The following is a 19,505-nucleotide window of genomic DNA, read 5'->3' as shown; positions in this document are numbered from 1 at the left end:
GCCGTCATGACGAACCGCATCGCCGTTTACCTGGGACTGGCCATTCTGGCCGCAATCACCGCAGTTTACGTCCTCTCCGGCACCGAGAACTTCCTGTTTCTGGCCAAGAAATTCCTGGAACTCCTGGAGTGGGTCGCCTTCTGGCGCTGAGGCCGGCGATTGACTCTCGGGATCAAATGAGTTTGTTAGCGATAACGGAAATCGGAATCGCCGGGCGGCTCTGGCTGCCCAGTCACTCTGCGCGAAGCTAGGAGAAGATCATGGCTGTTAAAGTTGCCATCAACGGATTTGGACGCATTGGCCGCAACGTTCTGCGCGCCATCATCGAAAGCGACCGCAAGGACATCGACGTCATTGCGATCAACGATCTGGGTCCGGTCGAAACCAATGCGCATCTGCTGCAATTCGACTCTGTGCACGGCCGCTTTCCCGCCGAAGTGACCACCGGCGACGACTGGATCGATGTCGGCCGTGGCAAGATCCGCGTCACCGCCGAGCGCAATCCCGCCGACCTGCCCTGGAAAGACGTCGATGTCGTGCTGGAATGCACCGGCATCTTCACCTCGAAAGAGGCATGCCAGGCGCATCTCGAGAACGGCTCGTCCCGCGTGCTGATCTCGGCCCCGGGCAAGGACGCCGACAAGACCATCGTCTATGGCGTCAACCATGACACGCTGACCGCCGAAGACCTGATCGTTTCGAACGCGTCCTGCACCACCAACTGCCTGTCGCCGGTGGCCAAGGTGCTGAACGACGAGATCGGCATCGCCAAGGGCTTCATGACCACGATCCACAGCTACACCGGCGACCAGCCGACGCTGGACACGATGCACAAGGATCTCTATCGCGCCCGCGCCGCGGCGCTGTCGATGATCCCTACCTCGACCGGTGCCGCCAAGGCCGTGGGTCTGGTGCTGCCCGAGCTGAACGGCAAGCTCGACGGTGTTGCGATCCGCGTCCCCACCCCGAATGTTTCGGTTGTCGATCTGACCTTCGAAGCCGCGCGCGAAACCACGGTCGAGGAGATCAACAACGCGATCCGCGCCGCGGCCGACGGCCCGCTCAAAGGCATCCTCGGCTATACCGACCGTCAGCTGGTGTCCTCGGATTTCAACCACGACCCGCATTCCTCGGTGTTCCACTGCGACCAGACCAAGGTCATGGAGGGCACCATGGTGCGCATCCTGAGCTGGTACGACAATGAATGGGGCTTCTCCAACCGCATGGCCGACACCGCCGTCGCCATGGGCAAGCTGATCTGAGCCCACGCCCGTCGAATTTGAACGAGAGCGCCCCCGCAGACCTGCGGGGGCGTTTCTTTTTGTGGGTCACTGCGGGGAAAGCCCGTGTTTTCAGCGCTTTCAGCTGCACGCCTCATGCATGGCGGCTTTGTCGCGCCGGACGTTGTCCGGCCGCCAAACGGGCCCATATCGCTGCTGTAACCGGCGCGAAAGCGTCAGAACAAAGATCGGGAAAGGACAAACCATGACCCATGCAATGACCACCTTGCGCGACCGCCTGCAAAAACACGTTGCCTATCGCCGCACCGCGAAAGAGCTGCGCAGCCTGCCGCATGGCACGGCCCTGGACCTGGGCATCCGTCAGGGCGATGCCGACAAGATCGCGGCGCGGGCGGTCTATGGCGCCTGATGCGCCAGCCCGCACCGCCTGAGAGACCCCGCGCCCCGGCCATCCCGGGGCGTTTTTATTTGCTGAACTTCTCGGTCAGCGCCTTATGCACCGCCGGCGTGACGAATTTGCTGACATCGCCGCCGAGACGGGCGATTTCCTTGACCAGCTTCGACGCGATCGCCTGATGCCGGGCCTCGGCCATCAGAAAGACGGTCTCGATGGAATCGTCGAGCGCCCGGTTCATGCCAACCATCTGGAATTCATATTCGAAATCCGCCACCGCGCGCAGGCCACGCACGATCACCCCGGCGCCGACGTCGCGGGCACAGTCGATCAGCAGGTTCTCGAAAGGATGCGCGACGATTTCGGTGCCGGTCTGCTCGGCCAGATGGCCGCATTCCCGCTCGATCATCGCCACCCGTTCCTCGAGCGTGAACAACGGGCCCTTGTCGCGGTTGATCGCGACGCCGATGACCAGCCTGTCGACCAGGACGGTCGCCCGGCGGATGATATCGATATGACCTTCGGTGATCGGGTCGAAGGTGCCGGGATAGAGGCCGATGCGCATGAGCAAGTCCGCTTTCGGGTCGTGTCACTTGGCGGATGAATGCCGCGTTGCAGGATGCAGTGTCAAGCGCATCGTCAGAAGTTGCGTGCGATCAGGGCGTTAATGGCCCATGATCATCCCTTCAAGCGCGTCCTTTTCCATCGCCAGTTCTGAGAGGCGCGCCTTGACCACATCCCCCAGGGTGATCAGCCCGACAAGCTCGCCGCCCTCGATCACCGGCATGTGGCGAAAGCGCCCTTCGGTCATCCGCGCCAGTATGGTATCGGCCTTTTCGTCGCGGGTCGCGGTTTCCAGATCGCTGGTCATATAGGCCTCGACCTTTTCAGAGAGGCAGGCGCCGCCGGTCTTGGCGAGTTCCCGAACGATGTCGCGTTCCGACAGGATCCCCATGGCCGTCTTGCCACCATCGGCCGAGACGATCACCGTCCCGATGCGCTTTTCGGCCAGGATTTCCGCCGCTTCCGAGACCAGAGTGCCGGGGGGCACGGTAAAGACAGTTGCATCTGCCTTGGACTTGAGAATCTGCTGGACCAGCATCGCGTGCTCCTTGCCTTGCTTCTTGCGTTCAGCTTTCCCGCAAGTCCTTCGCCTGTCAACCAATCCTAAAGACTTATTCCGCCAAGTGTTCGAGACGGGCCACTTCATCGCGCATTTCCGCCACAAGCGCCGCGGCAAAGCGGTTCATGCGGTCGAGACGCCGGTCATCGGCATGCCGCACCAGATAAAAGGCCCGGGTCAGAGAGATCTCCTGCGCCAGCACCTTGCGCAACTCTGGCGCGAAGGGCAGCGCAAAATCATGCACGATGCCGATCCCCCCGCCCTGGCGCAGCCAGTTGAGCTGGACCGAGACCGAGTTCGACGCCAGGTGCACCTGGTCGAGGCCCAGTTCCGAGAGGTAGTCGAGCTCGCGGTCGAAGATCATGTCGGAGATGTAGCCGACGACTCGGTGCCCCCTGAGATCGCCCGGGGCGGCGATCGGCGATCTCGACGCCAGATAGGCCTCGGCTGCGGCGATGTGCAGGTGATAATCGGCGATCTTCTGCACGCTGAGCCGCCCGGCGGTGGGCGGACTGACCGAGATCGCCAGATCGGCCTCGCGCTTCGACAGGTTGACGACACGCGGCTGACTGAGGATCTGGATTTCCAGCTCGGGATTGTCGCGCGACAACGCCGCGCAGACCCGGGGCAGCAGGAAGTTGGCGCAGCCGTCCGGCGCCCCGATGCGGATCTGTCCGGTCAGCCCCTCGGTCGCCCCTGCCAGCGCCTCCACGGCCCCCTGGGTGGCCTGTTCGGCCTGTTCCGCATGCGGCAACAACCGCTGGCCCGCATCGGTCAGCGCATAGCCTTGCGGCGATTTGGCAAACAGCGGCTGGCCCAGCCGCTGTTCAAGCCGAGCCACGCGCCGCCCCACCGTCGCCGGATCGATCCGCAGTGCACGGCCTGCCGCTGACAGGCTTTCCTGCCGTGCCACGGCAAGAAAGACACGGAAATCATCCCAAGGGTCCATACGGGCATCCTTTGCAATAATGCAAAACCTCTTTGGCACATTGCGCCTACCCATGGCGAAATTGCAAGACTAAGCTCTGCGCAAAGAACCCCAGGAGGATCCCATGGACGTGATCAAGAATTACATCGACGGCCAGATGGTCGAGAGCAGCTCAAGCCGCACCGCCGACGTGATGAACCCGGCCACCGGCGAAGTTCAGGCGCAGGTCAGGCTCTCCAGCAAGGACGAGCTTGACGCCGCCGTCGCCAAGGCGGCCGAAGCGCAAAAGGCCTGGGGCGCGACCAACCCGCAGCGCCGCGCCCGGGTGATGATGAAATTCGGCCAGCTGATCAACCAGCACATGGACGAGCTGGCCGAGCTGGTCAGCCGCGAACACGGCAAGACCCTGCCCGACGCCAGGGGCGACGTGCAGCGCGGGCTCGAGGTGATCGAGGTCTGCATGGGCGCGCCGCATCTGCTCAAGGGCGAGCACACCAATGACGGCGGCCCCGGCATCGACCTCTATTCCATGCGCCAGCCGCTCGGTGTCGTGGCCGGTATCACGCCCTTCAATTTCCCGGCGATGATCCCGCTGTGGAAGATGGGCCCTGCCCTCGCCTCCGGCAACGCGATGATCCTGAAACCTTCCGAGCGGGTGCCCTCGACCTCGCTGCGCCTCGCCGAGCTGCTGCAAGAGGCCGGCCTGCCCGATGGTGTGCTTCAGGTGGTCAACGGCGACAAGGAGGTCGTCGACGCGATCCTCGACAATGACACCATTGCCGCTGTGGGGTTTGTCGGCTCGACCCCGATCGCGCAATATATCTATGGCCGCGCCTGCTCCAACGGCAAACGCGCCCAGTGCTTTGGCGGCGCCAAGAACCACATGATCATCATGCCCGACGCCGATCTCGACAAGGCGGCCGATGCGCTGGTGGGCGCGGGCTACGGCGCGGCGGGCGAACGCTGCATGGCGATCTCGGTCGCGGTGCCGGTGGGCGCGGAGACTGCCGACCGTCTCGTCGAGAAACTCGTGCCGCGCGTCGAAAAGCTGAAAGTCGGGCCTTATACCGCCGGCGATGACGTCGATTTCGGCCCGGTCATCACCGCCCAGGCCAAGGCACGGATCAACGGGCTGATCGACAGCGGTGTCGAGCAAGGCGCCAAGCTGGTGGTCGACGGCCGCGGCTTTCAATTGCAGGGCTATGAGAACGGCTTCTTCTGCGGGCCGTCGCTGTTTGACAATGTCACCCCCGAAATGGACATCTACCGCGAAGAGATCTTCGGTCCGGTGCTGAGCCAGGTGCGGATGGACAGCTATGAAGACGCGCTGAACCTGATCATCGACAACGACTACGGCAATGGCACCGCGATCTATACCGCCGATGGCGACACCGCGCGCGACTTTGCCCATCGGGTCAATGTCGGCATGGTCGGAATCAACTTTCCGATCCCGGTGCCGCTGTCGTATCACACCTTTGGCGGCTGGAAAAAGTCGGCCTTCGGCGACCTCAATCAATACGGCCCCGATGCCTTCCGGTTTTACACCAAGACCAAGACCGTTACCGCGCGCTGGTTTTCGGGAATCAAGGAAGGCGGCGAATTCAACTTCAAGGCGATGGATTGATCTCTCAGAGTGATAATTCCAAAAGGGCGGCCTTGCGGTCGCCCTTTGTTGCATCAAGCGCTTTGGCGGGTCATTGTCCGCCCGATTAATTTACGCAAATCGGATACATCATCACAAGACCGTGACGATGGCGTCAAATACCCCTGCAACCACTCGTTTTTATAGAGTTTCCCGACATGTGCCGTCATGGTGATGGCAAGCTGACCCGCTTTTTCCCCTGATGTTCCTTGGAACACGAAGCTTAATGGCGGCACCGCAAGGTCGGGAGAGGTAAATGCGTTACAAGTTCGATGTCGATCACGACCGGGGTTTATTTCTGCTGCGACTGGACGGGCGGATCGGCGCACAGGACATGGCTGATTTGTTCCAGGAACTCGCGGCCAGTCCCGATCGAAAGCCGGATCAGAATGTCTTTTGCGACCTGACCGGATTGGAAAGTGCCGATCTCAGCTTTACCCAGGTGATGAGCCTGACGCGTTCGCGCACCGGCTTCTATGAGCAGGCCAAAGAGGTTCGGGTGGCCATCCTGGCCCCGAACGACATCGGCTTCGGCACCGCGCGGATGTATCTGGCGCTCATGCAGGGCTTTGACGGGATCACGGCGGGTGTGTTCCGCGACCGCGCCGAAGCGGCAAGATTTCTCGCCGTGGCGCCCGAAACGCTGCGGGTTCCCTGACGGCGCCGGATGCTTAATATTGCGCGCTGCCAGCAGGTTATGGCAGGCTCGTCGCAATGCGCAGCAGCCGGGCGAAGGGACCGACGCAATGGCCACACCCGAGTTCACCATCGGCATCGAAGAGGAATACCTGCTGGTCGACCGCGACAGCCTCGCCCTGGTCGAGGTACCCGACGACATGATGGCCGATTGCAAGCAGGCGCTGGCCGATCAGGTGAGCCCGGAGTACATGCAGTGCCAGATCGAGATCGGCACCGGCGTCTGCGAGGACGTCGGCCAGGCCCGCGATGACCTGCGTCACCTGCGCCGGACGATTGCCGATTGCGCCGCCAGGCACAACGCCGCGCCGATTGCCGCCTCCTGCCACCCCTTCGCCGACTGGAAAAACCAGCACCACACCGACAAGGAACGCTACAACCGGATCCGCCAGGATCTGGGCGGGGTGATGCGACGGATGCTGATCTGCGGGATGCATGTGCATGTCGGCCTGAACGACGACCCGCTGCGGGCCGACCTGCTGCGTCAGCTCAGCTATTTTCTGCCGCATCTTCTGGCGCTGTCCACCTCTTCGCCGTTCTGGCAGGGCGAGGACACCGGATTGAGCTCTTACCGCCTGTCGGTTTTCGACAATCTTCCGCGCACCGGCCTGCCGCCGCAGCTCAGCTCCTGGGACGAATACGAACGTTCCGTCAAGGCGCTGGTCGATCTTGGGCTGATCGAGGACAGCACCAAGATCTGGTGGGATCTGCGCCCCAGCCACAGCTTTCCCACGCTCGAGACGCGGATTTGTGATGTCTGCCCGCGGATGGAAGACACGCTGGCGGTGGCGGCGGTGATCCAATGCCTGCACCGCATGTTGTGGCGCCTGCGCACGCGCAACCAGCGCTGGCGGATCTACGACCGCTTCCTGATCTCGGAAAACCGCTGGCGGGCCCAGCGCTATGGCATCGAGGAAGGATTGATCGATTTCGGCCGGGGCGAGATCGTACCGATGGACGAGCTGACCAACGAGTTGATCGGCTTGTTGCACGAGGACGCCGAGGCGCTGAACTGTGTCGAAGAGCTGATGCACCTGCGCACCATCCTCGACCGCGGCACCTCTGCAATGCGCCAGCGCGCGGTTCGTGTCGCGGCCGAGGCCGCCGGCGCTGATCATGACACCCAGATGCGCGCGGTGGTCAGCCATCTGATCGAGGATTTTCAGGCCGACCTGTGAAAGAAACCGATCTCTACCCCCATGTGAAGGCGCTGCTTGTGGCGCAGGGCTATGACGTCAAAGCCGAGATCGGCGCCGCCGACGTCGTGGCCCTGCGCCCCGGCGAGGACGAGCCGGTGATCGTCGAGCTGAAGACCGGCTTTGCGCTGACCCTGTTTCACCAGGCCGTGGCGCGGCAGGCGATGACGGATTTTGTCTATGTCGCGGTGCCGCGCCTGCCCGGCAAGCGATTCCTGCGGGCGCTCAAGGACAACAAGACCCTGTGCCGCCGGCTCGGGCTCGGTCTGATCACCGTGCGGCTGAGCGATGGCCATACCGAGGTCCACCTCGACCCCGCGCCTTATGCGCCGCGCAAGGTCAAGGCGCGCAAGTCCCGGCTGTTGCGCGAATTTGCCCGCCGCGAGGGCGACCCGAACCTCGGCGGTGCCGCGCGCAGTGGCCCGCTGGTCACCGCCTATCGGCAGGACGCGGTCAAGATCGCCCTGCATCTGCGGCGCCATGGCGCCTCGAAATGCGCCGAGATCCGCGCGGTCACCGGCGTCACCACAGCCACCCGCATCATGGCCGACGACCATTATGGCTGGTTCGAGCGGGTCACGCGCGGCGTCTATCAGCTTACCCCGCGCGGGACCGAGGCGATGGGCAACGGCGACGACACCGAGTTGTGACGTATTGGCCTGCATGGGCCGCGCCGCGATGCCCGCCCTGCCATCTTTTTGACCTGTTCCCCGACCTGCCCGGCCCCGACTGGCCAAAAAGTTTCTTGCAAACTGCCCCTCATCTCCGCGATAATTGAACAGGCATTCAATTCACGGCAAGGGGGAGCGCCGCGACATGGACTTTGCACTCAGCGAGGAACAGACCGCCATTTTCGACATGGCACATGCGTTCGGGCAGGAGCATATCGCGCCCCATGCCCGGCAATGGGAGGCCGAGGGCTCGATTCCCAAGGATCTCTGGCCGCGGATCGGCGAGCTGGGCCTGGGCGGGCTCTACGTCTCCGAAGAGAGCGGCGGCTCGGGCCTGTCGCGGCTCGACGCGACGCTGGTCTTCGAGGCGCTGAGTATGGCCTGCCCCTCGGTGGCGGCCTTCCTGTCGATCCACAACATGTGCGCCAAGATGATCGACAGCTTCGGCTCCGACGATCTCAAGGCGCGGGTGCTGCCCAAGGCGGTGTCGATGGAGACGGTGTTCTCATACTGCCTGACCGAGCCGGGCTCGGGCTCTGACGCCGCCGGGCTCAAGACCCGCGCCGCCAAGACCAACGAAGGCTATCGCCTGACCGGCACCAAGGCTTTCATCTCGGGCGGCGGCTATTCCGACGCCTATATCGTGATGTGCCGCACCGGCGATGACAGCCCGCGCGGCATCTCGGCGATGATCGTCGAAGACGGCACAGAGGGGCTGAGCTTTGGCGGGCTCGAAGACAAGATGGGCTGGAAGAGCCAGCCGACCCGCCAGGTGCAGCTCGACGATTGTCTGGTGCCGGCCGAGAACCTGCTGGGCGCGGAAGGCAGTGGCTTCAAATACGCCATGGCCGGGCTCGACGGCGGGCGGCTCAATATCTCGGCCTGCTCGCTGGGCGCGGCGCAGAGCGGGCTGAACCTGACGCTGGACTACATGGGCGAGCGTAAGGCCTTTGGCCAGCCGATCGACCAGTTCCAGGCGTTGCAGTTCCGCCTGGCAGACATGGAGATCAACCTACAGGCCGCCCGTGTTTTTCTGCGGCAGGCCGCCTGGAAACTGGATTCCGGCGCGCCTGATGCCACCCCGGCCTGCGCCATGGCGAAAAAATTTGTGACCGAGACCGGAAGCCAGGTTGTGGATCAGTGCCTTCAACTGCACGGTGGCTATGGCTATCTCGCCGATTACGGGATCGAAAAACTGGTACGCGATCTGCGCGTGCATCAGATCCTCGAAGGCACAAATGAAATCATGCGCGTGATCGTCGCGCGCCACCTGCTGAAGAACAGATGACCGATATCTCGATACGCAAGACCGGCCGCGCCGGCCGCATCACCCTCAGCCGCCCCGAGGCGCTCAACGCGCTGACGCATGACATGTGCCTGGCGATCGACGCCGCGCTCCGGGAGTGGGCCGCCGACACCGATGTCGCAATGCTGATCATCGATGCCGAGGGCGAAAAGGCGTTCTGCGCCGGTGGCGATATCGCCGAAATGTATGCCAGTGGGTTGCGCGGCGATTATGAATATGGCCGGCGGTTCTGGCGCGACGAATACCGGATGAATGCCCGGCTGTTCCAGTTTCCCAAGCCTGTGGCGAGCTTCATGCAGGGCTTCACCATGGGCGGCGGCGTCGGCGTGTCCTGTCACGGCTCGCACCGGATCGTGGCGGAAAGCTCGCGCATCGCCATGCCGGAATGCGGCATCGGTCTGGTGCCGGACGTGGGCGGCAGCCTGCTGCTGGCGCAGGCGCCGGGGCGGCTTGGGGAATACCTCGGTCTCACCGGCGCACGCATGGGCCCCGGCGATGCGATCCACGCCGGATTTGCCGATTGCTACATTCCCGAGGCCGACTGGCCGGCGCTGATCGAGGTGTTGGAACGCACCGGCGAATGGACCATGATCGACCGCTCCTGTGTGACCCCGCCGGAAAGCCGGCTGGCCGCGCTCCAGCCCGAGATCGACGCCACCTTCGGCGGCGAAACCCTGCTGGACGTGGTCAATGCGCTGGATCACCACGACAGCGCATTTGCCACCGAGACGCTGAAGATGCTCGAACGCAACTGCCCGCTTTCGATGGGCGCGACGCTCGAGATGGTGCACCGGCTGCGCGGCCCCGGTGGCGACATCCGCCGCGCGCTCGAGACCGAATACCGCTTTTCCGCCCGTGCGATGGAACATGGCGACTTTCTCGAAGGCATTCGCGCGGCGATCATCGACAAGGACAAAAGCCCGAAGTGGAGCGACGATCTGCGCGGGCTGAAACCGCCGCGGGTCACGCAGATGCTGCAACCGCTGGGCAAGGACGGGCTGACATTCGGGGAGGATGCAAAATGAAGATCGGGTTTATCGGATTGGGCAACATGGGCGGGCCAATGGCCGCCAATCTGGCCAAGGCCGGCCATGAGGTCACGGGCTTCGACACTGCCGACGTCGAGATCGAGGGCGTGGCGAAGGCCGGCTCTGCCACCGAGGTGGCAAGCGGCGCGCAGGTGGTCATCACCATGCTGCCCAATGGCGCGATCCTGCGCGCCGTCGCCGATGAAATCATTCCGGCGATGGAAAAAGGCGCGGTCTTTCTCGATTGCTCGACCGTCGATGTGAAAAGCGCCCGCGTCGTGGCCGAACAGGCCCAGGCCGCCGGGCTCGAGCCGCTCGACGCGCCGGTTTCCGGCGGAGTCACCGGGGCGGCGGCGGGCACGCTGACCTTCATGGTGGGCGGCTCCGACATGGGCTTTGCCGCCGTGAAAGAGCTGTTTGACGTGATGGGCCAGAAAGCAGTGCTCTGCGGCCCCTCGGGCAATGGTCAGGCGGCCAAGATCTGCAACAACATGATCCTCGGTGTCACCATGATCGCCACCTGCGAGGCCTTTGCCCTGGCCGACAAGCTGGGCCTCGACCGGCAGGCGCTGTTCGACGTGGTCTCGACCTCATCGGGGTACAGCTGGTCGATGAACGCCTATTGCCCGGCCCCCGGCATCGGCCCGAAAAGCCCCGCCGACAACGGCTATCAGCCCGGCTTCGCGGCCGAATTGATGCTGAAGGATCTGCGACTGGCCCAGCAGGCGGCGGAAGCCGCGGATGCCGACACGCCCATGGGTCAGGCAGCGCGCGATCTCTATGCGCAATTCGTCGAAAACGAGGACGGGTCGGGCCGAGATTTCTCGGCCATGTTGCCCCGGTTCGAAACCCGGAGCCGTGGCTGAGGAACCGGGCGCAAAGCTGGGACGTTGACGTTGCAGTTCATACTGCGAGGAACGCCATGACCCGCTTCATCTCTCCGTTCGCCCTTGCCGCCGCGCTTTCGCTGCCCTTCGCCGCCGAGGCGGCCCCGACCCAGATGCCCCGGCCGGATGTTCAGGCCAATGCCGTGGCGGGGGCCGACCTGTTGTTCGTCAAGGACAAAGACAAGAAGAAGGGCAAGAAAAAGGCCAAGCTGAAAAAGAAGAAGAAAAAGGACAAGTCGAAAGACAAGGGCAAGATCGACATCAAGGACGACAAGGCCAAGATCGAGATCAAGGATGGCAAGGACAAGGCCAAGATCGAGGTCAAGGACGGCAAGTCCAAGGTCGAGATCGATGGCGACGCCGATTTTGCCCGCCGCGCGCTGTCACAGATCGCCGGGCTGGGCGTGCCGCTGGCAGTGCTTGGCACCTCGGGGCTCAGCGACATTCTGATCGATTGCCCACCGGGGCTGGCCGGGAAAGACGTGCCCTGCGTGCCGCCCGGGCAGGCGAAAAAATCCGTTACCGCCGAGGATTGGGCCAGCCGCAACGACGAGGACGTGCACCTGCACCTGATCGAACGCCAGCGCGACATCGACCGCGAGATCGAACGGGAATATGACCTCGATATCGAGGTCGAGGACGGCGCCGACCTCGACCCGTTCGTCAATGATTTCGCCCTGACGCAAGAGCGGATCGTCGAGATTTTTGCGCTCGACCCGGCTCCCGAAGATCATGCCTATATCATCATCGACGGCCAGCCGGTGCTTCTCGACATGGAGAATTATCGCCGCATCCGCCTGCTGCGCGGGTTGCAGGACGTGCAGGTGTTCGATGTCGAGGATCTCGACCTGACGTCATTGGCGGGGCATGACCGGCTGCTGGCAACCTATGACCTGCCCGAACCCGAGCCCGATCATTATTACGCCGCCGTCGATGGCGAAGTGCTGCTGATGCCGCTGCGCGCCTACGAGATGATCCAGCTGCTGCGGATCGCCGCCATCGCGCCCTCGTCCCTTGTCGCCCAAGGCGGCTGAACGGCGCGGCCGGACGTCAAAGCGCCCAGGAAACAGGGCCGGGCCTCGGCGCCCGGCCCTGTTTGTCATTCCGCTGCCAACTTGCGTGGTTTGAGCATCGGCGCGAGGTAATGGCCGGTGTGGCTGGCCTTGACCTTGGCCACTTTCTCGGGCGTGCCGGTCGCGACGATCTTGCCACCGCCATCACCACCCTCGGGGCCGATGTCGATGATCCAGTCAGCGGTCTTTATGACGTCGAGGTTGTGTTCGATCACCACCACGGTATTGCCGCTCTCGACCAGTTCGTGCAGCACTTCCAAAAGCTTGCGCACGTCCTCGAAATGCAGGCCCGTTGTCGGCTCGTCGAGGATGTAGAGCGTGCGGCCGGTGGAGCGTTTGGCCAGTTCCTTCGACAGTTTCACCCGCTGCGCCTCGCCGCCAGAGAGGGTCGTCGCCTGCTGGCCGACCTTGATATAGCCAAGGCCCACCCGCATCAGCGCATCCATCTTGTCGCGGATCGAGGGCACCGCCTTGAAGAACTCCTGCGCCTCTTCAACCGTCATATCAAGAACGTCGGCTATGCTCTTGCCCTTGAACTTGATTTCCAGAGTCTCTCGGTTGTAGCGCGCGCCCTTGCAGGTCTCGCATTCGACATAGACATCGGGCAGAAAGTGCATCTCGATCTTGATGACACCGTCGCCCTGACAGGCCTCGCACCGACCGCCCTTGACGTTGAACGAAAAGCGCCCGGGCTTGTAGCCGCGCGCCTTGGCCTCCGGCAGCCCGGCAAACCAGTCGCGGATCGGGGTGAAGGCGCCGGTATAGGTGGCGGGGTTCGACCGCGGGGTGCGGCCAATGGGCCGCTGGTCGATGTCGATCACCTTGTCGAGATGCTCCAGCCCCTGGATCGTCTCGCAGGGCGCGGGCGTCTGCCGCGCGCCGTTGAGCCGCATCGAGGCGGTCTTGAACAGGGTCTCGATGGTCAGGGTCGATTTGCCACCGCCCGACACGCCCGAAACGCAGACGAATTTGCCTAGCGGAAACTCGGCGGTGACTTTGCGCAGGTTGTTGCCCGTGGCCTTGACCACGGTCACCGATTTGCCATTGCCCTCACGCCGTTCCGACGGCACCGCGATCTCGCGCTGGCCCGAGAGGTATTGGCCGGTGACCGACGACGGTTCCGCCGCCACCTGGGCCGGCGTGCCATGGGCCACCACCTGGCCGCCATGCACCCCGGCACCGGGCCCGATGTCAAAGACGTAATCCGCCTCGCGGATCGCCTCTTCGTCGTGTTCCACCACGATCACTGTATTGCCCTGGTCGCGCAGGTTCTTGAGCGTGCCGAGCAGCCGGTCATTGTCGCGCTGGTGCAGCCCGATCGACGGCTCGTCGAGCACATAGAGCACGCCGGTCAGGCCAGAGCCGATCTGCGACGCCAGCCGGATCCGCTGGCTCTCGCCACCCGAGAGCGTGCCGGCATTGCGGCTCAGTGTCAGATATTCGAGGCCGACGTTGTTGAGGAACCCCAGCCGTTCGCGGATCTCTTTGAGGATGGCGCGGGCGATCTCGTTCTTCTGCGAGCTGAGGTGCTGCGGCACCTCATTGCACCAGTCAAAGGCCTCGCGGATCGACATCTGCACCACCTGGCCGATATGCAGCAGATCGTCCTCGGGCGCGCCGATCTTGACCGCCAGCGCCTCGTCCCGAAGACGGTAGCCGCCACAGGCATGGCACGACCGGTTGTTCTGATAGCGTTCGAATTCCTCACGGATCCAGTTGCTGTCGGTTTCGCGGTAGCGCCGTTCCATATTCGGAATGACGCCCTCGAAGACGCGGGAAATCTGATAGACCCGGCCGCCCTCGTCATAGCGAAACTCGATCTCCTCGTCGCCGGAGCCATAGAGGAAGACCTGCTGGACGTGTTTCGGCAGATCCTTCCAACGGGTGTTCTTGTCGAACTCGTAATGTTTGGCCAGCGCCTCGATGGTTTGCAGGAAATAGGGCGATTTGCCCTTACGCCAGGGCGCCAGCGCGCCATCGTAGATTTTCAGCGTGGTGTCGGGCACCACAAGCCGTTCGTCAAAAAACAGCTCCATCCCCAGCCCGTCACATTCCGGGCAGGCGCCGAACGGCGCGTTGAAGGAAAACAGCCGCGGCTCGATCTCGGGGATGGTGAAGCCACTGACCGGACAGGCGAAATTCTCGGAGAAGGTGATCCGCTCCGGGTCTTCGTCGTCGCGCGGTGCGGTTTCCAGGATGGCGATGCCATCGGCGAGGTCGAGCGCGGTGCGGAAGCTGTCGGCCAGCCGCGTCTCCAGCCCCTCGCGCACTACGATGCGGTCGACCACCACATCGATGTCATGGCGGTATTTCTTGTCCAGCACCGGCGGCTCGTCGAGCTCGTAGAAGGCGCCATCGACCTTGACCCGCTGAAAGCCCTGCTTGCGCAGCTCGAGGAATTCCTTGCGGTATTCGCCCTTGCGGTCGCGGATGATCGGCGCCAGCAGATAGCCGCGCGTGCCCTCTTCGAGCGTCATCACCCGGTCGACCATGTCCTGCACCTGCTGCGCCTCGATCGGCTTGCCGGTGGCGGGGGAATAGGGCGTGCCGGCGCGGGCAAAGAGCAGCCGCATGTAATCGTAGATCTCGGTCACGGTGCCGACGGTTGAACGCGGGTTCTTCGATGTGGTCTTCTGCTCGATCGAAATCGCCGGCGACAGGCCGGTGATATGATCGACATCGGGCTTTTCCATCATGTCGAGGAACTGCCGCGCATAGGCCGAGAGGCTCTCGACATAGCGGCGCTGCCCTTCGGCATAGATCGTGTCAAAGGCCAGCGAGGATTTGCCCGAGCCCGACAGCCCGGTGATCACCACAAGCTGATCGCGCGGGATATCGACGTCGATGCCCTTGAGATTGTGCTCGCGCGCGCCGCGCACCTCGATATGTTTCAGTTCCGGCATTTCAGCCCCCCTTCGGCAGTGGTTAACACATAGGGGATGAGGCCGGTTTCGCCAATGGAAAAATGAGAACACAAGGCGAACATCTGCCGAGGCGAGGATTTCCCCTGTTGATCGGCGGGTCCACTTTACGCAGGGTTATCGCATTCAATTGGTCATTTGGGGGTCGGGATGTCATTTCTCCGCACATTGTTAGTTTCTCTGCTCGCGCTGCCGGGCCTGTTGTCGGCGCAGGAAAACCCGCGCACCATCCTGGTGCTCGATGGCTCCGGCTCAATGTGGGGCCAGATCGACGGCCGGGCCAAGATCGAGATCGCCCAGACGGTGATGGGTGATCTGCTGGCCGTCCTGCCCGGAGATCAGGAACTGGGGCTGACCGCCTATGGCCACCGCACCAAGGGCGATTGCAGCGACATCGAAACGCTGGTTGCCCCCGGTGCCGGCACCCGCGGCGCCATCGCCACTGCGGTCAACGGCATTCAGCCGCGCGGCAAGACGCCGATGACCGATGCGGTGACCGCCGCCGCCGAGGCGCTGCGCTACACCGAAGAAAAGGCGACGGTGATCCTGGTGTCCGACGGCATCGAGACCTGCAACCCCGATCCCTGCGCCGCCGCCCGCGCGCTGGAACAGGCCGGCGCCGAGTTCACCGTGCATGTGGTGGGCTTCGACGTGAGCGACCCCGAGGCGCTGGAGCAAATGCAATGCCTGGCCGAAGAGACCGGCGGCCGCTTTCTCACCGCCGCCAATGCCGGCGAGCTGGGCGAGGCGCTGACCGAGGTCGCCGCCGCGCCCGAGCCGATGCCGGTGACCGTCGATTTCGCCGCCACCGACGGCGAGGACGGGCCGCGGATCGCCACACCGCTGATCTGGTCCCTTTCGCGGGGCGAGACCGCAATCCTCGATTTCGAGCGTGGCGCCACCGTCAGCGCCGATCTGCTGCCGGGTGATTACCTTGTGTCGGTGTTGCGCCCCGAGGACGAGGCCAGCGCCGAGATGACCTTTGCCCAGGGCGACGCCCCGCAGACCGTAACGCTGGCCCTGCCCGCGCTGTTGCCGCCCGCCAGCCTCGAAGCGGCCGATAGCGCGCCGGCCGGATCGACCCTTCCGGTGACATGGGACGGCCCCGATGCGCAGAACGATTACATCTCTGTCGCGCGCCCCGGCGATGACGGCTATGAAACCTATGCCTATACCCGCAAGGGCAGCCCGGCAGAGTTACTGCTGCCCGCCCTGCCCGGCGACTACGAGCTGCGCTATGTCCTCTCGGACGGGCGCAAGACTTTGGCAACCCGGCCGATCACCGTCACCGAGGTGACCGCCAGCCTGGACGCCGCCGACAGCGTCGTCGCCGGGGCGCAGTTGCCCGTCACCTGGCAAGGGCCGGATTATGCCAATGATTACATCTCGGTCGCCCGGCCCGGGGATGATGGCTATGAGAGCTATGTCTACACCCGCAAGGGCAGCCCCGGGCAGTTGCTGATGCCACCCCAGCCCGGCGACTACGAGTTGCGCTACGTGATGTCGCAGGACCGCACCGTTCTGGCGACCCGCAGGGTGACGGTGACCGAGGTCGCGGCGACACTGGCTTCCGAAGACAGCGCGCTCGCCGGCGCCACCCTGCCGGTGACCTGGGAGGGCCCGGATTACGCCAATGATTACATCTCCATCGCGCGGCTTGGCGATGACGGTTACGAGAATTACGCCTATACCCGCAAGGGCAGCCCGGCGCAGGTGGTCATGCCGACGGTGCCCGGCGACTACGAGCTGCGCTACGTGATGTCGCAGGATCGCACCGTGCTGGCGACCAGACCCATCGCGGTGGACGCAATCAGTGCCACGCTCGAGGCCCCCGCCGAGGCCGCCGCCGGCCAGCCGCTCGAGGTGCGCTGGACCGGGCCGGATTATGCCAATGATTACATCTCTGTCGCCCGGCCCGGCGACGACGGCCACGAGGCCTATACCTACACCCGCAAGGGCATGCCGCTTTCGCTCACCATGCCGCTGGTGCCGGGCCGCTACGAGCTGCGCTATGTCATGTCGCAGGACCGCACGGTTCTGGCGAGCCTGCCGATCGAGGTACAGGATGTGCAGGCGACGCTCGCTCTTCCCGAGACCGCCCGCGCCGGGGCCTCGATCGTGGTGAACTGGGAGGGCCCGGGATATGACCGCGACTATATCTCGATTTCGCGGCCCGGCGACAGCCGCCATGATGCCTATAGCTACACCCGGACCGGCTCGCCCCTCTTGCTGCGCACCCCGGCGGTGCCCGGCACCTACGAAGTGCGCTATGTGGCGGCCAGCAACGGCACCTCGGTCCTGGCCCGCAAGGAGATCACCCTGACCGAAGTAAGCGCGGATTTGCAGGCCGCCGAGCGCGGCGCCGCCGGCGGCAATCTGGCGGTGCATTGGGACGGGCCTGATTTCAGCGACGATTACGTGTCGATCGCCCGCGCCCAATCTTCGGACGATGAATACGAAACCTATGGCCGCACCAGTCAGGACAGCCCGTTGATCCTGAAACTGCCCGAACAGCCCGGCGCTTACGAGCTGCGCTATGTGGTCGGCCAGAACCGCAAGGTGATCGCCCGCAAGCCGCTGACGGTCGAATAGCCACCCCCGCCCCGGCCCCGCGCCGGGGCCTCCCCGACCGCAGCGCCGCAGCCCCCGCGCGTCAGACCGCGCGGGTTACGTCATAGCCGTAGAGCCAGTCGAACTGCCGCAACGCCCGCGCCGGGGCCAGCCGCGCGCCAAGACGCAGCGTGGTATGCGCCGCCAGCCGCAGCGGCCCGGGCCGCAAATGGTATTTCCAGGCGTTGCCGGTGGCCGCGGCCACGATTTTCTGACAGCGCGCCATGCGCAGCGCCTGATAGGCGGCCAGCCCCGCGCCGATATCCTCATGCCCGGCCAGGCAGGCGCCGAGCGCCCAGGCATCCTCGAGCGCCATATTGGCCCCCTGCGCCAGATAGGGCAGCGTCGGATGGGCCGCGTCGCCCAGCAGAGCGCAGTGCCCCCCGACCCAGCGCGGCGCCACCCGATGGCGGAAAAGACCCCAGAGATGGACCGCCTCCACCGCGCCCAGCATCCGCTGCACCGCCGGACCGAACCCGGCAAAGGCCGCGCGCAGGTTGGCCGGATCGTCGCGGTGCTGCCAGCCTTCCTCGGCCCAGGCCGCGCGCTCCTGCGCCGCCACGAGGTTGAGCACCGAGCCGTCGCGCAGCGGATAACACACCAGATGCCGGCCCGGCCCCATGTGCACCTGCACCTCTGCACCCTGGCCGGTGACATTCGGGATTACCGCGCGCCAGGCCACCTGACCGGTGAATTGCGGACTGGCCGGGCCGATCAGCGCTTCGCGCAGCCGCGAATGCAGCCCGTCGGCACCGATCACCAGATCGGCGGTACAGGCGTCGCCATTGGCCATCACCAGTTCGGGCCCCGCGCCGGGCCGGACCTCCGCCACCTTTTGCAACAGCCGGAAGCGCACGCCGCGCGCCCGCGCCTCGGTGACCAGTAGATCGATCAGATCGGCGCGGTGGACAAAGAAATAGCGTTGATCCCGCGGCAACAGCCCGAGATCGAGCCGCGCCACCTCGTCGCCGGCGCGAAAATCGCGCAGCGACACCGCCCGGCCTTCGGCCGAGCGCGCCGCCAGCTCCGGCGCCAGCCCCAGTGCCTCGATCACCCGCAGCCCGTTCGGGCTGATCTGAAGCCCGGCGCCGACCTCGCGGATCGCCTCGGCCTGTTCCAGAACGGTGACCTGTGCACCCCGCCCGGCCAGGCACAGCGCAGCGGCCAGCCCACCGATGCCCCCGCCGACGATGCGGATATCAAGACCTAGAAGGCTCATCTCTTTCCCTTCTGACAAAAACGCCGGGGCGAGCGCCCCGGCGTTTTCGGTATTTTGCAATGCAGCGCCGCGGCTCAATCGTCGCGATGCACCTTTTCGCGGCGCTCGTGACGCTCCTGCGCCTCGAGGCTCATGGTGGCGATCGGCCGCGCGTCGAGACGCTTGAGCGAGATCGGCTCGCCGGTCACCTCGCAATAGCCGTATTCCCCCTCGTCGATCCGGCGCAGGGCCGCATTGATCTTGGCGACCAGCTTGCGCTGACGGTCGCGGGTGCGCAGTTCAATGGCGCGGTCTGTCTCTTCGCTGGCGCGATCCGCAACATCGGGAATGTTGCGCGTGCTCTCCTGAAGCCCTTCGATCGTATCGCGGGTTTCGTCGAGCAATTCGTTTTTCCAGGAAATCAGCTTGCGGCGGAAATATTCCGTTTGCCGCTCGTTCATGAATGGTTCGTCCTCAGCGGGACGATAATCTTCGGGTAGAAACGATTCTTGTTTCATATCCGCTCCCTCTTTCTGGCCAGCCTCAGTTGAAATCAATTTTGAATGCTCCTTTTGACCGGCAACCCCTGCG

Annotated in this window: 18 protein-coding genes; 12 read left to right on the top strand and 6 right to left on the bottom strand. The window is 64.3% G+C overall.

Annotated elements, in window-relative coordinates:
* Positions 1-6 precede the first annotated feature (6 nt).
* From PVW49_RS01000 to PVW49_RS00990, 3 genes are all read left to right on the top strand, one after another.
* Complete coding sequence (locus PVW49_RS01000; protein WP_048533793.1) at positions 7-150, top strand: hypothetical protein; 144 nt, start codon at positions 7-9, stop codon at positions 148-150.
* 110 nt (positions 151-260) lie between these two features.
* Positions 261-1,262, top strand: a complete 1,002-nt coding sequence (gene gap, locus PVW49_RS00995) for a type I glyceraldehyde-3-phosphate dehydrogenase (RefSeq protein WP_048531947.1) — start codon at positions 261-263, stop codon at positions 1,260-1,262.
* A gap of 223 nt (positions 1,263-1,485) precedes the next feature.
* Positions 1,486-1,650 carry a hypothetical protein gene (locus PVW49_RS00990; protein WP_170850518.1) on the top strand — a complete coding sequence of 55 codons (165 nt, stop codon included), beginning with the start codon at positions 1,486-1,488 and terminating at the stop codon, positions 1,648-1,650.
* 55 nt (positions 1,651-1,705) lie between these two features.
* Here PVW49_RS00990 and coaD read toward each other — a convergent pair whose 3' ends face one another.
* The 3 genes from coaD to PVW49_RS00975 form a co-directional block, all read right to left on the bottom strand.
* Positions 1,706-2,200: a pantetheine-phosphate adenylyltransferase gene (coaD, locus tag PVW49_RS00985; protein ID WP_048531948.1), complete on the bottom strand. Its 495-nt coding sequence runs from the start codon at positions 2,198-2,200 to the stop codon at positions 1,706-1,708.
* A gap of 99 nt (positions 2,201-2,299) precedes the next feature.
* Positions 2,300-2,737 (bottom strand): CBS domain-containing protein, encoded by a 438-nt coding sequence (locus PVW49_RS00980; protein ID WP_048531949.1) that lies wholly within the window; start codon positions 2,735-2,737, stop codon positions 2,300-2,302.
* A gap of 73 nt (positions 2,738-2,810) precedes the next feature.
* On the bottom strand, positions 2,811-3,707 hold the full coding sequence (locus tag PVW49_RS00975; protein WP_074835779.1) for a LysR family transcriptional regulator: 897 nt from the start codon (positions 3,705-3,707) through the stop codon (positions 2,811-2,813).
* 103 nt (positions 3,708-3,810) lie between these two features.
* Between PVW49_RS00975 and PVW49_RS00970 the strand changes: the two genes are divergently transcribed.
* From PVW49_RS00970 to PVW49_RS00935, 8 genes are all read left to right on the top strand, one after another.
* Positions 3,811-5,310, top strand: coding sequence for a CoA-acylating methylmalonate-semialdehyde dehydrogenase (locus PVW49_RS00970; protein WP_074835781.1), 1,500 nt, complete (start codon positions 3,811-3,813; stop codon positions 5,308-5,310).
* A gap of 274 nt (positions 5,311-5,584) precedes the next feature.
* Positions 5,585-5,986, top strand: coding sequence for a hypothetical protein (locus PVW49_RS00965; protein ID WP_274589688.1), 402 nt, complete (start codon positions 5,585-5,587; stop codon positions 5,984-5,986).
* Between the two features lie 88 nt (positions 5,987-6,074).
* Positions 6,075-7,202, top strand: a complete 1,128-nt coding sequence (locus tag PVW49_RS00960; protein ID WP_048531953.1) for a carboxylate-amine ligase — start codon at positions 6,075-6,077, stop codon at positions 7,200-7,202.
* Positions 7,199-7,870, top strand: a complete 672-nt coding sequence (locus PVW49_RS00955) for a DUF2161 domain-containing phosphodiesterase (protein ID WP_274564509.1) — start codon at positions 7,199-7,201, stop codon at positions 7,868-7,870. The genes PVW49_RS00960 and PVW49_RS00955 overlap by 4 nt, the downstream gene beginning before the upstream one ends.
* Before the next feature lie 166 nt (positions 7,871-8,036).
* Complete coding sequence (locus PVW49_RS00950; RefSeq protein ID WP_274589687.1) at positions 8,037-9,179, top strand: acyl-CoA dehydrogenase family protein; 1,143 nt, start codon at positions 8,037-8,039, stop codon at positions 9,177-9,179.
* Positions 9,176-10,222 carry an enoyl-CoA hydratase/isomerase family protein gene (locus PVW49_RS00945; protein WP_274564507.1) on the top strand — a complete coding sequence of 349 codons (1,047 nt, stop codon included), beginning with the start codon at positions 9,176-9,178 and terminating at the stop codon, positions 10,220-10,222. The genes PVW49_RS00950 and PVW49_RS00945 overlap by 4 nt, the downstream gene beginning before the upstream one ends.
* Complete coding sequence (gene mmsB, locus PVW49_RS00940) at positions 10,219-11,091, top strand: 3-hydroxyisobutyrate dehydrogenase (RefSeq protein WP_274589686.1); 873 nt, start codon at positions 10,219-10,221, stop codon at positions 11,089-11,091. Before PVW49_RS00945 ends, mmsB begins: the two co-directional genes overlap by 4 nt.
* A gap of 56 nt (positions 11,092-11,147) precedes the next feature.
* Positions 11,148-12,146, top strand: a complete 999-nt coding sequence (locus tag PVW49_RS00935) for a hypothetical protein (protein ID WP_274589685.1) — start codon at positions 11,148-11,150, stop codon at positions 12,144-12,146.
* Between the two features lie 65 nt (positions 12,147-12,211).
* On the opposite strand, the gene uvrA is transcribed toward PVW49_RS00935, so the two are convergent.
* Positions 12,212-15,088 (bottom strand): excinuclease ABC subunit UvrA, encoded by a 2,877-nt coding sequence (gene uvrA / locus PVW49_RS00930; protein ID WP_274564604.1) that lies wholly within the window; start codon positions 15,086-15,088, stop codon positions 12,212-12,214.
* Positions 15,089-15,256: 168 nt separating this feature from the next.
* Here uvrA and PVW49_RS00925 point away from each other — a divergent pair, with 168 nt between their 5' ends.
* On the top strand, positions 15,257-17,698 hold the full coding sequence (locus PVW49_RS00925) for a vWA domain-containing protein (protein WP_274589684.1): 2,442 nt from the start codon (positions 15,257-15,259) through the stop codon (positions 17,696-17,698).
* 61 nt (positions 17,699-17,759) lie between these two features.
* Here the strand turns inward: PVW49_RS00925 and PVW49_RS00920 are convergent, their stop codons facing one another.
* Both PVW49_RS00920 and dksA read right to left on the bottom strand, forming a co-directional pair.
* On the bottom strand, positions 17,760-18,935 hold the full coding sequence (locus PVW49_RS00920) for an FAD-dependent monooxygenase (protein ID WP_074836785.1): 1,176 nt from the start codon (positions 18,933-18,935) through the stop codon (positions 17,760-17,762).
* A 74-nt stretch (positions 18,936-19,009) separates the two neighbouring features.
* The gene (dksA, locus tag PVW49_RS00915) at positions 19,010-19,432 is read right to left on the bottom strand and encodes an RNA polymerase-binding protein DksA (RefSeq protein WP_048531962.1); all 423 of its coding nucleotides are present in this window, start codon (positions 19,430-19,432) and stop codon (positions 19,010-19,012) included.
* Positions 19,433-19,505 lie beyond the last annotated feature (73 nt).

The sequence above is a fragment of the Marinovum sp. PR37 genome, from assembly GCF_028807375.1.
In the GTDB taxonomy this organism is placed as follows: Bacteria; Pseudomonadota; Alphaproteobacteria; order Rhodobacterales; family Rhodobacteraceae; genus Marinovum; species Marinovum algicola.
The sequence above is the reverse complement of the archived record's forward strand: the minus strand, read 5'-3'. Positions and strand labels throughout refer to the sequence as shown.

Coding starts and splice junctions, on each gene's coding strand:
- PVW49_RS01000 (WP_048533793.1), top strand. CDS start 7: ATGACGAACCGCATCGCCGTTTACCTGGGACTGGCCATTCTGGCCGCA.
- gap (WP_048531947.1), top strand. CDS start 261: ATGGCTGTTAAAGTTGCCATCAACGGATTTGGACGCATTGGCCGCAAC.
- PVW49_RS00990 (WP_170850518.1), top strand. CDS start 1,486: ATGACCCATGCAATGACCACCTTGCGCGACCGCCTGCAAAAACACGTT.
- coaD (WP_048531948.1), bottom strand. CDS start 2,200: ATGCGCATCGGCCTCTATCCCGGCACCTTCGACCCGATCACCGAAGGT.
- PVW49_RS00980 (WP_048531949.1), bottom strand. CDS start 2,737: ATGCTGGTCCAGCAGATTCTCAAGTCCAAGGCAGATGCAACTGTCTTT.
- PVW49_RS00975 (WP_074835779.1), bottom strand. CDS start 3,707: ATGGACCCTTGGGATGATTTCCGTGTCTTTCTTGCCGTGGCACGGCAG.
- PVW49_RS00970 (WP_074835781.1), top strand. CDS start 3,811: ATGGACGTGATCAAGAATTACATCGACGGCCAGATGGTCGAGAGCAGC.
- PVW49_RS00965 (WP_274589688.1), top strand. CDS start 5,585: ATGCGTTACAAGTTCGATGTCGATCACGACCGGGGTTTATTTCTGCTG.
- PVW49_RS00960 (WP_048531953.1), top strand. CDS start 6,075: ATGGCCACACCCGAGTTCACCATCGGCATCGAAGAGGAATACCTGCTG.
- PVW49_RS00950 (WP_274589687.1), top strand. CDS start 8,037: ATGGACTTTGCACTCAGCGAGGAACAGACCGCCATTTTCGACATGGCA.
- PVW49_RS00945 (WP_274564507.1), top strand. CDS start 9,176: ATGACCGATATCTCGATACGCAAGACCGGCCGCGCCGGCCGCATCACC.
- mmsB (WP_274589686.1), top strand. CDS start 10,219: ATGAAGATCGGGTTTATCGGATTGGGCAACATGGGCGGGCCAATGGCC.
- PVW49_RS00935 (WP_274589685.1), top strand. CDS start 11,148: ATGACCCGCTTCATCTCTCCGTTCGCCCTTGCCGCCGCGCTTTCGCTG.
- uvrA (WP_274564604.1), bottom strand. CDS start 15,088: ATGCCGGAACTGAAACATATCGAGGTGCGCGGCGCGCGCGAGCACAAT.
- PVW49_RS00925 (WP_274589684.1), top strand. CDS start 15,257: ATGTCATTTCTCCGCACATTGTTAGTTTCTCTGCTCGCGCTGCCGGGC.
- PVW49_RS00920 (WP_074836785.1), bottom strand. CDS start 18,935: ATGAGCCTTCTAGGTCTTGATATCCGCATCGTCGGCGGGGGCATCGGT.
- dksA (WP_048531962.1), bottom strand. CDS start 19,432: ATGAAACAAGAATCGTTTCTACCCGAAGATTATCGTCCCGCTGAGGAC.